Raw genomic sequence first — 13,637 nt, forward strand, 5'->3', positions numbered from 1 at the left:
GCGCCCCCGGCGGACCGGCACCGGGCCCGCACCGGGCTGACACAGGGCTGGCGCCGGGCCGACGCCGAGCTGGCACACACCGTCGCACGGAAGGCTCCTGGTACGGCATAGTGGAGGGCGCCGCAACGGCGGTCTGATCGAATTCCGGTCAGATGGCCCGCGCGATCCCCCGTGGTGTAATTGGCAGCACAGTGGCTTTTGGTGCCATTTGTCCGGGTTCGAGTCCTGGCGGGGGAGCTTCATCTTCCGCCTTCGATCCCGCCTCGCGTTCCGCCTTCCCGGGGGCCTGACCTCCCGGCTCGGGACCCTCCTTCCTTTCCGCCCGGAAACCTCTCGGTATCCTGCGGGTGTCCACCCCCGAAGCCGAAGGGCACACCCGTGAGCGCCAACCGCCCGGCAGCCGTCGTCGTCCTCGCAGCGGGTGAGGGCACCCGCATGAAATCGGCGACCCCGAAGGTTCTGCACGCCCTCTGCGGCCGCTCCCTCGTCGGGCACGTCGTCGCCGCCTCCCGTGAGCTCTCCCCCGAGCACCTCGTGGTCGTGGTCGGCCACGCCCGGGAGCAGGTCTCCGCGCATCTGGCCGAGACCGACGCCGAGGTGCGCACCGCCGTCCAGCACGAGCAGAACGGCACCGGGCACGCCGTCCGGATGGGCCTGGAGGAGCTGTCCGACAGCGGGGTCGCCCTCGACGGCACCGTGATCGTCGTCTGCGGGGACACCCCGCTGCTGACCGGCGAGACGCTCCAGCGGCTCGCCGCGGCCCACGACGCCGACGGCAACGCCGTGACCGTGCTGTCCGCCGAGGTCCCCGACGCCACCGGCTACGGCCGGATCGTGCGGGAGGACGCGACCGGCGCCGTCACCGCGATCGTGGAGCACAAGGACGCCACCGACGCGCAGCGCGCGATCCGCGAGATCAACTCCGGGGTCTTCGCCTTCGACGCCCAGCTGCTCACCGACGCCCTCGGCAAGGTGCGCACCGACAACAGCCAGGGTGAGGAGTACCTCACCGATGTGCTCGGCATCCTGCGCGAGGCCGGGCACCGGGTGGGCGCCTGCGTGGCGGGTGACCACCGCGAGATCGTCGGGATCAACAACCGTGTCCAGCTCGCCGAGGCCCGCAGGCTGCTGAACGAGCGGCTGCTGGAGCGGGCGATGCTGAGCGGGGTGACCGTCGTCGACCCCGCCACCACCTGGATCGACGTGACCGTCACCTTCGAGCCGGACGCGCTGGTCCACCCCGGCACCCAGCTGCTGGGCGCCACCCACCTGGCCTCGGACGCCGAGGTCGGGCCGAACTCCCGGCTCACCGACACCACCGTCGGCCGGGGCGCGGTCGTCTCGTTCACCGTCGCGGACGGCGCGCAGATCGGGGCGGGGGCGAACGTGGGGCCGTACACGTATCTGCGCCCCGGGACCCGGCTGGGCGCCAAGGCCAAGGCCGGCACGTATGTGGAGATGAAGAACGCCTCGATCGGCGACGGCACCAAGGTGCCGCATCTGTCCTACGTGGGCGACGCGACGATCGGCGAGCAGACCAACATCGGCGCCGCCAGCGTCTTCGTGAACTACGACGGTGTGAACAAGCACCACACCACCATCGGCAGCCACTGCCGGACCGGGGCCGACAACATGCTTGTGGCTCCCGTCACGATCGGGGACGGTGCTTACACCGCCGCCGGATCGGTCATCACCAAGGATGTGCCCCCGGGCTCGCTCGCCGTCGCACGCGGACAGCAGCGGAACATCGAGGGCTGGGTCGCCCGCAAGCGACCCGGAAGCGCCGCGGCGCGAGCCGCCGAAGCCGCTCGTCAGGAGGACGAGGGCCAGCAGTGACATGTGCACAGGTACACCGTGCGGGGCGTACGGTGAGAAGTGCACCAAAGCGACATCCAAGGAGACTTGTTGTGACCGGGATCAAGACGACCGGCGAGAAGAAGCTGATGCTCTTCTCCGGCCGCGCCCACCCCGAGCTGGCCGAGGAGGTCGCCCATGAGCTGGGCGTCAGCTTGGTCCCGACCAAGGCATTCGACTTCGCCAACGGCGAGATCTACGTCCGCTTCCAGGAGTCGGCGCGCGGTGCCGACTGCTTTTTGATCCAGAGCCACACGACTCCGATCAATAAGTGGATCATGGAGCAGCTCATCATGATCGATGCGCTGAAGCGGGCCTCCGCGCGCTCGATCACGGTGATCGTTCCGTTCTACGGCTACGCCCGTCAGGACAAGAAGCACCGCGGCCGGGAGCCGATCTCGGCCCGGCTGATCGCCGACATGCTGAAGACGGCGGGCGCCGACCGGATCCTCACGGTCGATCTGCACACCGACCAGATCCAGGGCTTCTTCGACGGTCCGGTGGACCACCTCTTCGCGCTGCCGGTGCTCGCCGACTACGTGGGCGCCAAGGTCGACAAGGCCAAGCTCACCGTGGTGTCGCCGGACGCCGGCCGGGTCCGGGTCGCGGACCGCTGGTGCGACCGGCTGGGCGCGCCGCTGGCGATCGTGCACAAGCGGCGGGACCCGGACGTGGCCAACCAGGTCACGGTGCACGAGGTGGTCGGCGATGTGCGGGGCCGGGTGTGTGTGCTGGTCGACGACATGATCGACACCGGTGGCACCATCTGCGCGGCGGCGGAGGCGCTGTTCGCCAACGGCGCGGAGGACGTGATCGTGACCGCCACCCACGGTGTGCTGTCGGGTCCGGCCGCGGACCGGCTGAAGAACTCCAAGGTCAGTGAGTTCGTCTTCACCAACACCCTGCCGACTCCGAACGAGGTGGAGCTGGACAAGGTGACCGTGCTGTCGATGGCGCCGACGATCGCCCGCGCGGTCCAGGAGGTCTTCGAGGACGGCTCGGTGACCAGCCTGTTCGAGGAGCAAGCGTGAGCGGCTTAACCTCCCCGGACCGGACGTAGAGGCCACTCCCGTCAGGGAGTGGCCTCAGCCATTGGTAGAATCGTGGAGTTGCTCGGCGAGGGAGGCCGCTTCTCACAGCGGCTGTCCGTTATCGACGCGCTCTTCGTAGCAGGTCTGTCGTGGGCCGGGTGACGCCCACACACCGTAAACGATCTACGAGGAGTGCCCCATGGCCGAGGTCAAGATCGCAGCCAAGCCCCGCACCGAGTTCGGCAAGGGCGCCGCCCGCCGCACCCGTGCCGCCGACCGCGTCCCCGGCGTGGTCTACGGCCACGGCGTCGACCCGCTGCACGTCACGCTGCCGGCGCACGACCTGCTGATGGCGCTGAAGACCCCGAACGTGCTGATCCGTCTGAACGTCGAGGGCGGCAAGGACGAGCTGGTCATCCCGAAGGCCGTACAGCGTCACCCCATCAAGATCGGCGTGCTGGAGCACATCGACCTGCTGCTGGTGAAGAAGGGCGAGAAGGTCACCGTCGAGGTGCCGATCCTCACCGAGGGCGACCTGGCCCCGGGCGGCAACCTGCTCGAGCACCTGCTGAACGCCCTGCCGGTGGAGACCGAGGCGACCCACATCCCGGAGTCGGTCACCGTCTCCATCGCGGGCCTGGACGCGGGTGCCACCATCCACGCCAAGGACATCACCCTCCCGGCCGGCACCACGCTGGCCGTCGAGGAGGACGCGGCCGTGCTTCAGGTCGTCGCCGCCCAGGCCGAGGCCCCCTCCGAGGAGGGCGCCGAGGGCGAGGCCGAGGGCGCCGAGGCGTAATCTGCGCCTGCTCCCTTTTCGCTGCTCCGGCCGCCGTCCCGCCCCCCGGGGTGCGGGGCGGCGGCCGTCCTCAAGGAGAGACATCCAGATGACGGACGACACGAGCCCCTGGCTTGTGGTGGGCCTCGGCAACCCCGGTGGCGAGTACGCGGGCAACCGCCACAACGTCGGCTTCATGGTGGCCGATCTGCTGGCCGAGCGGATGGGTGCCCGTTTCAAGGCGCACAAGTCGCGGGCCCAGGTCGTCGAGGGCCGGGTGGGTCCGCCCGGACCGGCGAGCCGCCGTGTCGTGATCGCCAAGCCGATGTCCTTCATGAACCTCTCGGGCGGTCCGGTGACCGCGCTGCGCGACTTCTACAAGGTGCCGGTCGGTCATGTCGTGGCCGTCCATGACGAATTGGACATCGATTACGGGGCACTGCGGTTGAAGATCGGCGGTGGTGACAATGGCCACAATGGGCTGAAGTCGATCACCAAGTCGCTGGGCGCGGACTACTGCCGGGTGCGCTTCGGAATCGGCCGTCCGCCGGGCCGGATGGATGTCGCCGCGTTCGTCCTCAAGGACTTTTCCGCCGCCGAGCGCCGGGAGTTGGACTATTTCGTGGACCGCGCGGCGGACGCGGTGGAGACGCTCATCGCGGACGGGCTGGAGCGCGCGCAGGGGACGTACAACTCCTGAAAAACGCCGTTCGCCCGTTTGTTCGACGGAAGGTTGACCGACGGCCCCGGGATGGCGAGGATCGCCGCCATGGCTTCCACCGGTGTGACCAAGCGCAGCCGTACGCGGCGGGCGGGCGAGAGCGCGTACGGGTTTCTGTTGCTGGCGAAGAACGTGGCAATGACGCTTGTCGCACTGCTGATCCTGGTCGCCGGGGTGTGGTCGTCCTGGGGCGACGCCAAGCCGTCGATGCTGACCAAGGGGCTTGAGCGGGGCACCGTCACGGTCTCCGACTGCGGCGACGAATGGTGCACCGGCTCCTTCACCCCGGCCCGCGAGGGCGGCAAGTCCCGCGGCCGGGTACGGATCGACGAGGCCGTCACGAACGGAACGGGCGACCGGGTGCCGGTGGCCCTCAAACCCGGCACGGACCACGCCGTCCGCACCGGCGCCGCCGGCATCCTCCACGCCTGGGTCCCCTTCGGCGGCTCCCTCCTCCTCACCTCCCTGATCGTGGCGGGCGGCCTCGGCCTGCGCCGCACGGGCTGGGCCATGGGCCTGCTGGGCGCGGCGCTGCTGGGCGCGTCCTTCGCCACGCTGACGCTGTAGTGCTCACCGGCCTGACCGACCCGGCGGACCTACGCGGGCTCAGCGCAGTCCGGCGAAGAGATCGTTCTCGGGTACGGCCGCGCCGGTGGCGTCCTGGACACGGAGGAAGGTCTCCATGCCCATCAACTCGCCGAACCGCTCCTTGCCCATCTTGAGGAAGAAGATGTTCTCGCCCTGACTGGCGTGCGCGGCCAGCGCGTCGAACTTCTGGCCGCTGAACGCGGTGGTGTCCACCCACGTGGTGATCTCATCGTCGGGGAGGCCGATCTTCGCCATCGCGGCGGCCTCGGCGGGATCCGGCTCCGGCATGTCCTCATGGAACTCGCGCATGATCTCGCCGAACCGCCGCATCCCCGAGTGGGGCATCGTGGTCCAGTACACCTTCGGGGTCAGCTCGGTCATCTCCAGCGCCGCCATCGTGATGCGGTGGGCCTGGATGTGGTCAGGGTGGCCGTAGAAGCCGTTCTCGTCATAGGTGACGACCACATCGGGCCGGTAGTGCCGCATGAGTTCCGCGAGCCGGGCCGCGCCCTCCTCCACGGGGGTCTGCCAGAAGGATCCGGGGGCGTCGTTGCTCGGCCAGCCCGTCATCCCGGAGTCGGCATAGTCCAGCATCTCCAGATCGCTGATCTTCAGGACCTCACAGCTCGCCTCGAGCTCCTGACGGCGCATCAAGGCGACCGCCGCCGGATCGTGCCCGGGATCGCCCGGCTTGACACCCCCCGGTCCGTCACCGCAACCGCCGTCGGTACACGTCACGAGAACCGTACGGATGCCTTCCGCCGCGTATCGCGCGAGGACCCCTCCGGTCCCGGTGGCCTCGTCGTCGGGGTGGGCGTGCACTGCCATCAGCGTCAAGGGCCGGTCGGTCATGAAACAGTCCTCCTGGAGAAATATGTCGTCGATCGATGCAACCGCGCCGACTGGACCGGCTGTTCCCGGCGCGGCCGCTCGGCCTTCCATACGCCGGCGTTTCAACGCGAGCGAGGTACGGGCGCGACCAGCATGTCCGGGGCCCGCCCCCGTTGGGAGCGGGCCCCGGACCCGTGTCACGCCGTCGTCAGCCCGTGTTGCGGAGGCCCGCCGCCACGCCGTTGACCGTGAGGAGAAGGGCCCGGGCGAGCAGGGGGTCGGGGTCCTCACCCCGCTCGGCCGCGGTGCGCTGGCGGTGGAGCAGGGTCACCTGGAGATACGAGATCGGGTCGAGGTAGGCGTCCCGGACGTGGAACGTCTGCTTCAGCACCGGGTTGGAGTCGAGGAGCTCCCGTCCACCGGTGATCCGCAGCACCTCCCGCACCGTCAGCTCGTGCTCCTCCTGGATCACGTCGAAGACATGCTTCAGCTCATCAGGCACCAGCGTGTCCACGTAGTGCCTGGCGATCCGCAGATCCGTCTTGGCCAGCGTCATCTCGACGTTGGACAGGAAGTTGCGGAAGAAGTGCCAGTGCTCGTGCATTTCGTCGAGGACGCTGTCGAGCCCGGCCTCGCGGGCCGCCTTGAGGCCGGAGCCGACGCCGAACCAGCCGGGGACGATCTGCCGGGACTGGGTCCAGCCGAAGACCCACGGGATGGCCCGCAGCCCGTCGAGACCGGCGCCGGAGTCGGGGCGGCGGGAGGGCCGGGAGCCGAGGTGGAGCTCGGCGAGCTGGTCCACCGGGGTGGAGGCGAAGAAGTACGCGGGCAGGTCGGGGTCGTCGACGAGCCCGCGGTAGGCGCCGTGCGCGGCCTCGGACACGGTTTCCATCGCCGCGTCCCAGCGGGCGAGCGCCTCGTCGGACTGGCGCGGGGCGGTGTGCAGGGCGGACGCCTGCAACGTGGCGGCCACCGTCAGCTCCAGGTTCTCCCGGGCCAGCGAGGGCACGAGGTACTTGTCGGAGATGACCTCGCCCTGTTCGGTCACCTTGATCTCGCCCTCGAGGGTGCCCCACGGCTGCGCGAGGATCGCGTCATGGGTGGGGCCGCCGCCGCGGCCGACGGTGCCGCCGCGGCCGTGGAAGAGCCGCAGCCGTACGCCGTGCCGGTGGGCGACGTCGCGCAGCAGCCGCTGGGCGCGGTGGATCTCCCACTGGGAGGTGGTGATGCCGCCGAACTTGGAGGAGTCGGAGTAGCCGAGCATGACCTCCTGGACGTCGCCGCGGAGGGCGACGAGCCGCCGGTAGGAGGGGTCGGCGAGCATCTCGTCGAGGAGCTTGTCGGCGATCTTCAGCTCTTCGGTGGTCTCCAGCAGCGGAACGATGCCGATCTTGGCCCAGCCCGCGTGGAGGTCGATCAGCCCGGCCTCGCGGGCGAGGACCGCGGCGGCGAAGACGTCGTCGGAGCCCTGGCACATGGAGATGATGTACGACTCGACGACCTCGGGGCCGAAGCGCTCGAAGGACTCGCGGATGGTGTGGAAGACGCCGAGGGTCTTGGCACCGGCGGCGTCCAGCGGCGCCGGGGTCGGGGCGAGCGGGCGCCGGGAGCGCAGCTCCTTGGCGAGCAGCTTGCGCCGGTAGTCGCGCGGCATGTCGGCGTAGCGCCAGGACTCCTCGCCGAGCCGGTCGAAGAGCTGGCCGAGGGCGTGGTGGTGGGCGTCGGCGTGCTCGCGGACGTCCATGGTGGCGAGCTGGAGGCCGAAGGCGGCGAGGGTGCGGATGGACCGTTCGAGCCGGCCGTCGGCGATGAGCTGGCCGCGGTGGGCGCGCAGGGAGTCCTGGACGAGGTGGAGGTCGGCGAGGAGCTCGCCGGAGCCGAGGTAGTCGCGGCCGGGCTGGTGGGGGGTGTCCCCGGCGAGCCGCTCGCGGGTGTTGACGAGCTTCTGCCGCATACAGGTGGCCTTGAGCCGGTAGGGCTCCTCGGCGTTGAGCCGCTTGTAGCGCGGGCTGATCTCGGGCAGCAGTTCGAGGTCGCGCTGGAGGGAGGCGAGGAGCTCCTCGGAGGCGCCGGTGTTGCGGATGGAGCTGGAGAGCGCGGCGCGCAGCTCGTCGATGATCTCCAGCGCGTCGGTGATGCCGTGCTCGTGCTGGAGGATCAGGACGTCCCGGGTGACCTCGGGGGTGACGTTGGGGTTGCCGTCGCGGTCGCCGCCGATCCAGGTGCCGAAGGTGAGCGGGCGGGTGGTGGCGGGCAGCTCGACGCCCACGCGCTCGAGCTCCGCGGTGAGGTCTTCGAGGACGTCGCCGACGGCACCGGCGTGTAGCTCGTCGAGGTAGTAGATGGCGTTGCGGGCCTCGTCCGCGGGCTCGGGGCGGGCGACGCGCAGCTCGTCGGTCTGCCAGAGCAGATCGATGCTCTCGGCGAGCCGCAGGTCGGCGCGGCGGGCGTCGCCGCCGACGGCGAGGGTGTCGAGCAGCTCGGCGATGCGTCGGAGCTTGGTGAGGACGGTGCGGCGGGCGGCCTCGGTGGGGTGGGCGGTGAAGACGGGGCGCACGCCGAGGTTGGCGACGGTCTCCCGGAGGTGCTCGGGGTCGGCGTCCTTGAGCTGATCGGCGGTGCGGGCGAGGATGCCGCCCTCGGCGGCGCGGCGGGCGCGCAGCTCGCGGCCGCGGTGCACCTGCTCGGTGACGTTGGCCAGGTGGAAGTAGGTGGAGAAGGCGCGGACCAGCTTGGCGGCGGTCTCGAGGTCGGTGGAGCCGAGCAGGTCGGCCGCGGCCTCGCCGTCACTGCGGGTGAGGGCACGGACGCGCTCGACGAGCTCGAGGAGGTCGGGGCCCTCCTGTCGGACGAGGGTCTCACCGAGCAGGTCACCCAGACGGCGGATGTCGGCACGCAGGGCGGCGTTGGTGTGGTCGGCACTGCTCACAGGTGCGGGCTCCTTGCAGTGAACGGGGTTCGAAGCGCGGCATCAAAGCGTGCGCGGCGGGCGCCGCGGGCTGCTGACCCGGTGCTTTCGGCCATGTGCGGACCGCGCTGTCCGACGCTCACCAGGATAGGCGGCACGACCCTGGGTGAGACCAGAGCCCTATTGCCCCGCTTCCCGGCCCTGCCATACTTACGACGCCGTAGGTTACGCATCCGTAGCCATGCCCCCGAGCCCCACGAGGGATCCCATGACTGCAAGCCCCGACGTGGTCCACGACACGCCGAAGGCCCAGGAGGCCCCGCTTCCCTCCGCCACGCTCGGCGGGGACAGCAAGCGCTCCATCGAACAGATCACCCTTCTCCTGTTCATCACCGTCCCCTTCGTCGCGCTGGTCGCGGCGGTTCCCCTGGCCTGGGGCTGGGGGGTCAGCTGGCTGGATCTGGCGCTTCTGGTGTCGATGTACTACATCGGCTGCCACGGCATCACGATCGGCTTCCACCGCTACTTCACCCATGGCTCGTTCAAGGCGAAGCGGCCGCTGCGGATCGCGCTGGCGATCGCGGGGTCGCTGGCCGTGGAGGGACCCCTGGTCCGCTGGGTGGCCGATCACCGCAAGCACCACAAGTTCTCCGATGCGGAGGGTGACCCGCACTCCCCGTGGCGGTACGGCGAGACCGTGCCGGCCCTGCTGAAGGGGTTGTGGTGGGCACATATCGCCTGGATGTTCGACGAGGAGCAGACGCCGCAGTCCAAATACGCACCGGATCTGGTCAAGGACGGCACCATCCGGGCGATCTCCCGGCAGTTCGTGATCTGGACCGTGGTCTCCCTGATGGTGCCGCCGGTGATCGGCGGGCTGGTGACCTGGTCCTGGCAGGGCGCGGTGACCGCCTTCTTCTGGGGGTCACTCGTCCGGGTGGCATTGCTGCACCATGTGACCTGGTCGATCAACTCGATCTGCCACGCGGTGGGCAAGCGCCCGTTCAAGTCGCGGGACCGCTCCGGCAATGTGTGGTGGCTCGCGGTGCTCTCGTGCGGCGAGTCCTGGCACAACCTGCACCACGCGGACCCGACCTGCGCCCGGCACGGGGTGATGCGGGGGCAGCTGGACTCCAGCGCCCGGATCATCCGCTGGTTCGAGAAGGCGGGCTGGGCATATGACGTCCGGTGGCCGAGCCAGGACCGTATCGATGCCCGCCGTCAGAAGGAGACCGCCGGAGCGGCATGATAGAGGGCGTGGCGACCGACAGTAATACCAGCGGTGAAAAGGACCGGCCGCGCCGGGCCGGCCGGCCCTCCGGATCCGGAGCCCGGCGGCCCCGCCGGGTCCGGATGACCGGCAAGGAGCGCCGGGAGCAGCTGCTGGACATCGGTCGCACGCTCTTCGCCGAGCGCGGCTTCGAGGGCACCTCGGTGGAGGAGATCGCGGCGAAGGCCGGGGTCTCCAAGCCGGTGGTCTACGAGCACTTCGGCGGCAAGGAGGGGCTGTACGCGGTGGTGGTGGACCGCGAGATGCGGCGGATGCTCGACATGGTGACCACATCCCTCACCGCGGGCCATCCGCGCGAGCTGTGCGAGCAGGCCACCTTCGCCCTCCTGGACTACATCGAGGAGTACACGGACGGCTTCCGCATCCTCGTCCGCGACTCCCCCGTCGCCCAGTCCACGGGCACCTTCGCCTCCCTGATCAGCGATATCGCCACCCAGGTGGAGGACATCCTGGGCCTGGAATTCAAGGCCCGCGGCTTCGACCCCAAACTGGCCCCCCTCTACGCCCAGGCCCTGGTGGGCATGGTCGCCCTGACCGGCCAGTGGTGGCTGGACGTCCGCAAACCCAAAAAGGCCGAGGTCGCGGCCCACCTGGTGAACCTGGCCTGGCACGGCTTGGACGGCCTGGAGCAGAAGCCCCGCCTGATAGGCCACCGCAAGAACTGACGACGGGGCCCCGCCGGGGCCCGTGTGACGCTATGCGTCCGCGAGGGCCGATCACAGCAAACATCGAACCGATCATCCGATCGGGTGGAACCACCCGATCGGCTCCAGGAACTCCAGCCGGTTGCCGACCGGGTCCTCGGAGTAGAAGCGGCGGTGCCCCGGCAGTTTCTCGTCCCAGACGACCTTGGCACCGTGCTCGGCGAGGCGGGAGGCGAAGGCTGCTATGCCGACGACCCTGAGACCCGGGTGGGCCTTGGGGGAGGGGTGGAAGTCCGGGTCGATGCCCAGGTGCAGCTGGACCGGGCCGCGGGCGAACCACAGGCCGCCGTTGGCGGCGAGGGTGGGCGGTTTGGGGGTCTCGGTCATGCCGAGCACCTCGCCGTAGTAGGTGCGCAGGGCGGGCTCGCTGCCGGGTGGCGCGGCGAGTTGTACGTGGTCGAGGGACGTGATCATCGGAGGGCCTGGCGGGCGACGATGAAGATGCGGCGGAAGGGGAAGGCCGTGCCGTGGGGGGTGGCGGGGTAGGCGTCGCGGAGGAGGGCGGCGTAGGTGGCGAGGAAGCGGTCGCGGGCGGGTGGGTCGTCGGCGAGGGCGGTCAGGACCGGGCGCAGGGCGGTGCCCTTGACCCAGTCGAGGACGGGGTCGGGGCCGGTCAGGATCTGCACATAGGTGGTCTCCCAGGCGTCGACTTCGCAGCCGAGGGCGGCCAGGCGCTCCAGGTACTCGGTGGGCTCCAGGACGGTGGCCGGGTCGCGGAGGTGGGTGGCGAGGCGGTCGCGCCATTCGGGTGCGTTGCACAGATCGCGCAGCAGGGTGTGGCTGGGGGCGGTGAAGTTGCCGGGGACCTGGAAGGCGAAGGTGCCGCCGGGGCGCAGTCCGGCCAGCCAGGTGGGGAAGGCGTCGGGGTGGCCGGGGATCCACTGGAGGGCGGCGTTGGAGACGATCAGGTCGTAGGGCTCGTCCGGCACCCAGTTCCGCACATCGGCCTGCCGGAGGTCGAGGCGGCCGCCGCCGGTGGTGGGGCCCGCGAGGGGCTGGGCCTCGGCGAGCATCTCGGCGGAGTTGTCCAGGCCGGTGACCCGGGCGTCGGGCCAGCGGTCGAAGAGCAGGGCGGTGACGTTGCCGGGGCCGCAGCCGAGGTCGGCGATGCGGGGCGGGCGGCCGGGGTCGGTGGGCAGCTCGGGGACGTGGGCCAGCAGGTCCAGGAAGGGACGGGTGCGGTGGCCGGCGTGGCGGAGATACTGCCGAGGGTCCCAGTTGGGCGCGGTGGTCATGGTCGGTCCCCCTGCGGGTACGGTCGGTACGAGTCGCCGTGGTCGCTGCTGCGCGTCCCGGCGCCTTACCGTGCTCCACGTTATCTCTTGATGTCAAGAGACTTCATGTCGACAGACCCACTACACTGATCGCCATGGAGGACGAGGTCGATCGGCTGGTCGCGGCGTGGCGGCGGGAACGCCCCGACCTCGATGTGGAACCGCTCGAAGTGCTCAGCCGGGTCAGCCGGCTCGCCCGCCATCTCGACCGGGCACGCCGGATCGCCTTCGCCGAGCACAATCTGGAGCCCTGGGAGTTCGACGTCCTGACCTCGCTGCGCCGGGCCGGGCCCCCGTATCAGCTCTCCCCCGGGCAGCTGCTGACCCAGACTCTGGTCACCTCGGGCACCATGACCAACCGCATCGACCGGCTCGCCAAGAAGGGCCTGGTCGAGCGGGGGCCCGACCCCAGTGACCGGCGCGGTGTGCTGGTCCGGCTGACCGCCGAAGGGCGTGACCGCGCCGATCAGGCACTGGCCGGGCTGCTGGACCATGAGCACGCCATCCTGGCCGAGCTCTCCCAGGCCCAGCGCGCCGAACTGGCCGCGCTGCTACGCCAGCTGACCGCCCCGTTCGACAATCTCCCCGGCTAGGTCGACCGGGCCCACACCGGCCCGGCGGGCCAGCGCCACGGCCGCGAGCGTGGAGTGCACACCCAGCTTGCCCAGCACATTCTGCATATGGGTGCGGACGGTGTGCGGGGAGAGGAAGAGCCGCTCGGCGACGGCCTTACGGCCGAGCCCGGCCACCATGCAGCGCAGCACCTCCCGCTCACGCGGCGTCAGCGACTCGACCAGACGCTCGCTTTCGGTGCGGTGCTTACGGGCGGCCGTCAACTCCCGCAGAACGCCGGTGAGCAGAGCGGGCGGCAGATGGGTCTCCTCCCGCAGCACCCCCCGGATGACCGCGAGCAGCCGGACCAGTGAGCAGTCCTTGGCGACCCAGCCGGACGCCCCGGCCTGGAGCGCCGCCGCCGCGCGGCGCGGATCGTCGCGCTCGGCCAGCACCACGGTGCGCACCCCCGGCTGGGCGGAGCGGACCGCGCCGACGAGCGATATCCCGTCGGCCGCCCGGCCGTTCACCGCCCGGGCCGGCCCGCCATGGGCCCCACCGTGCGGCCCGCCATGAGCCCCACCGTGCGCGCCGACATGCGTCCCGCCGTGCCGCCCGCCCTGGATACCGCTGTGCGCCGTGCCGTTCGCCCCGCCGTACGGCAGCTCGGCCGGCACCGGAAGCGGTGGCCCCACACCGTCGGCGGCCGTGCCCAAATCGGCGTCGACCAGCAGGACATCGAAGCGGCGCCCCTCCGCCGCCGCGCGCTCCAGACAGCGCAGCGCCGCCGGACCGCTTCCGGCCGCCGCCACGTCCACGTCCTGCTCCGCCGCGAGGGCGGCCGCTAAGGACTCGGCGAAAATACGATGGTCGTCGACCACGAGAACCCGAATACGTGCCACGGACAACCCCCCACGTCACCGGATGAAAGATCCCGGAACACCGAGAAACAGTGCCGGGTACGGCGCCCGGCGCAAGGTCACCGCAACCCGCACGGCCGCCGCCGTGCAGTGATTGCTACCCCGCCCCGGGCGTCGTACCTGACTGTCTCGCCCCCTGATACGCGTCGGCCCCCACCGACGCTGTACTCAGAGTAAGGCCGTGG

At 70.6% G+C, this 13,637-nt stretch carries 13 protein-coding genes and 1 tRNA gene; 9 read left to right on the forward strand and 5 right to left on the reverse strand.

All coding sequences use genetic code 11. The features are described 5' to 3' along the window. Positions 1-165 precede the first annotated feature (165 nt). From ACT2CW_RS23405 to ACT2CW_RS23430, 6 genes are all read left to right on the forward strand, one after another. Positions 166-237, forward strand: a tRNA-Gln gene (locus ACT2CW_RS23405). A 141-nt stretch (positions 238-378) separates the two neighbouring features. Further along, positions 379-1,836 (forward strand): bifunctional UDP-N-acetylglucosamine diphosphorylase/glucosamine-1-phosphate N-acetyltransferase GlmU, encoded by a 1,458-nt coding sequence (glmU, locus tag ACT2CW_RS23410; protein ID WP_445518152.1) that lies wholly within the window; start codon positions 379-381, stop codon positions 1,834-1,836. A gap of 71 nt (positions 1,837-1,907) precedes the next feature. Then, the gene (locus tag ACT2CW_RS23415) at positions 1,908-2,885 is read left to right on the forward strand and encodes a ribose-phosphate diphosphokinase (protein ID WP_164436674.1); all 978 of its coding nucleotides are present in this window, start codon (positions 1,908-1,910) and stop codon (positions 2,883-2,885) included. Between the two features lie 199 nt (positions 2,886-3,084). Further along, a complete protein-coding gene (locus tag ACT2CW_RS23420; RefSeq protein WP_445518153.1) occupies positions 3,085-3,684 on the forward strand; it encodes a 50S ribosomal protein L25/general stress protein Ctc in 600 nt (199 codons plus the stop codon). 88 nt (positions 3,685-3,772) lie between these two features. Beyond that, positions 3,773-4,363, forward strand: a complete 591-nt coding sequence (pth, locus tag ACT2CW_RS23425) for an aminoacyl-tRNA hydrolase (protein ID WP_037950921.1) — start codon at positions 3,773-3,775, stop codon at positions 4,361-4,363. A 69-nt stretch (positions 4,364-4,432) separates the two neighbouring features. Then, on the forward strand, positions 4,433-4,951 hold the full coding sequence (locus ACT2CW_RS23430) for a hypothetical protein (protein ID WP_164436676.1): 519 nt from the start codon (positions 4,433-4,435) through the stop codon (positions 4,949-4,951). A gap of 39 nt (positions 4,952-4,990) precedes the next feature. Here ACT2CW_RS23430 and ACT2CW_RS23435 read toward each other — a convergent pair whose 3' ends face one another. Beyond that, positions 4,991-5,824, reverse strand: coding sequence for a PIG-L family deacetylase (locus ACT2CW_RS23435; RefSeq protein ID WP_445518154.1), 834 nt, complete (start codon positions 5,822-5,824; stop codon positions 4,991-4,993). Between the two features lie 187 nt (positions 5,825-6,011). Continuing rightward, a complete protein-coding gene (gene ppc, locus ACT2CW_RS23440; RefSeq protein ID WP_445518155.1) occupies positions 6,012-8,732 on the reverse strand; it encodes a phosphoenolpyruvate carboxylase in 2,721 nt (906 codons plus the stop codon). Between the two features lie 247 nt (positions 8,733-8,979). On the opposite strand from ppc, the gene ACT2CW_RS23445 reads away from it, so the two are divergent. Both ACT2CW_RS23445 and ACT2CW_RS23450 read left to right on the forward strand, forming a co-directional pair. Next, positions 8,980-9,960 (forward strand): acyl-CoA desaturase, encoded by a 981-nt coding sequence (locus ACT2CW_RS23445; RefSeq protein WP_445518156.1) that lies wholly within the window; start codon positions 8,980-8,982, stop codon positions 9,958-9,960. Then, positions 9,957-10,667: a TetR/AcrR family transcriptional regulator gene (locus tag ACT2CW_RS23450; RefSeq protein ID WP_166484450.1), complete on the forward strand. Its 711-nt coding sequence runs from the start codon at positions 9,957-9,959 to the stop codon at positions 10,665-10,667. The genes ACT2CW_RS23445 and ACT2CW_RS23450 overlap by 4 nt, the downstream gene beginning before the upstream one ends. 72 nt (positions 10,668-10,739) lie before the next feature. Here the strand turns inward: ACT2CW_RS23450 and ACT2CW_RS23455 are convergent, their stop codons facing one another. Further along, positions 10,740-11,120 (reverse strand): VOC family protein, encoded by a 381-nt coding sequence (locus ACT2CW_RS23455; protein ID WP_445518157.1) that lies wholly within the window; start codon positions 11,118-11,120, stop codon positions 10,740-10,742. Next, positions 11,117-11,941: a trans-aconitate 2-methyltransferase gene (locus tag ACT2CW_RS23460; RefSeq protein WP_445518158.1), complete on the reverse strand. Its 825-nt coding sequence runs from the start codon at positions 11,939-11,941 to the stop codon at positions 11,117-11,119. The genes ACT2CW_RS23455 and ACT2CW_RS23460 overlap by 4 nt, the downstream gene beginning before the upstream one ends. Positions 11,942-12,075: 134 nt before the next feature. On the opposite strand from ACT2CW_RS23460, the gene ACT2CW_RS23465 reads away from it, so the two are divergent. Further along, positions 12,076-12,573 carry a MarR family winged helix-turn-helix transcriptional regulator gene (locus ACT2CW_RS23465; RefSeq protein ID WP_014054422.1) on the forward strand — a complete coding sequence of 166 codons (498 nt, stop codon included), beginning with the start codon at positions 12,076-12,078 and terminating at the stop codon, positions 12,571-12,573. On the opposite strand, the gene ACT2CW_RS23470 is transcribed toward ACT2CW_RS23465, so the two are convergent. Further along, entirely contained in the window at positions 12,532-13,434 is a 903-nt protein-coding gene (locus ACT2CW_RS23470; RefSeq protein WP_138914147.1) for a response regulator transcription factor, read from the reverse strand. The genes ACT2CW_RS23465 and ACT2CW_RS23470 overlap by 42 nt on opposite strands. Between the last annotated feature and the right edge of the window lie 203 nt (positions 13,435-13,637).

The sequence above is a fragment of the Streptomyces sp. NEAU-174 genome (assembly GCF_052665095.1).

Excerpts from the sequence above, each read along its gene's own strand:
- ACT2CW_RS23420 (WP_445518153.1), top strand. The coding sequence starts at position 3,085 with ATGGCCGAGGTCAAGATCGCAGCCAAGCCCCGCACCGAGTTCGGCAAG.
- pth (WP_037950921.1), top strand. The coding sequence starts at position 3,773 with ATGACGGACGACACGAGCCCCTGGCTTGTGGTGGGCCTCGGCAACCCC.
- ACT2CW_RS23430 (WP_164436676.1), top strand. The coding sequence starts at position 4,433 with ATGGCTTCCACCGGTGTGACCAAGCGCAGCCGTACGCGGCGGGCGGGC.
- ACT2CW_RS23435 (WP_445518154.1), bottom strand. The coding sequence starts at position 5,824 with ATGACCGACCGGCCCTTGACGCTGATGGCAGTGCACGCCCACCCCGAC.
- ACT2CW_RS23445 (WP_445518156.1), top strand. The coding sequence starts at position 8,980 with ATGACTGCAAGCCCCGACGTGGTCCACGACACGCCGAAGGCCCAGGAG.
- ACT2CW_RS23450 (WP_166484450.1), top strand. The coding sequence starts at position 9,957 with ATGATAGAGGGCGTGGCGACCGACAGTAATACCAGCGGTGAAAAGGAC.
- ACT2CW_RS23455 (WP_445518157.1), bottom strand. The coding sequence starts at position 11,120 with ATGATCACGTCCCTCGACCACGTACAACTCGCCGCGCCACCCGGCAGC.
- ACT2CW_RS23460 (WP_445518158.1), bottom strand. The coding sequence starts at position 11,941 with ATGACCACCGCGCCCAACTGGGACCCTCGGCAGTATCTCCGCCACGCC.
- ACT2CW_RS23465 (WP_014054422.1), top strand. The coding sequence starts at position 12,076 with ATGGAGGACGAGGTCGATCGGCTGGTCGCGGCGTGGCGGCGGGAACGC.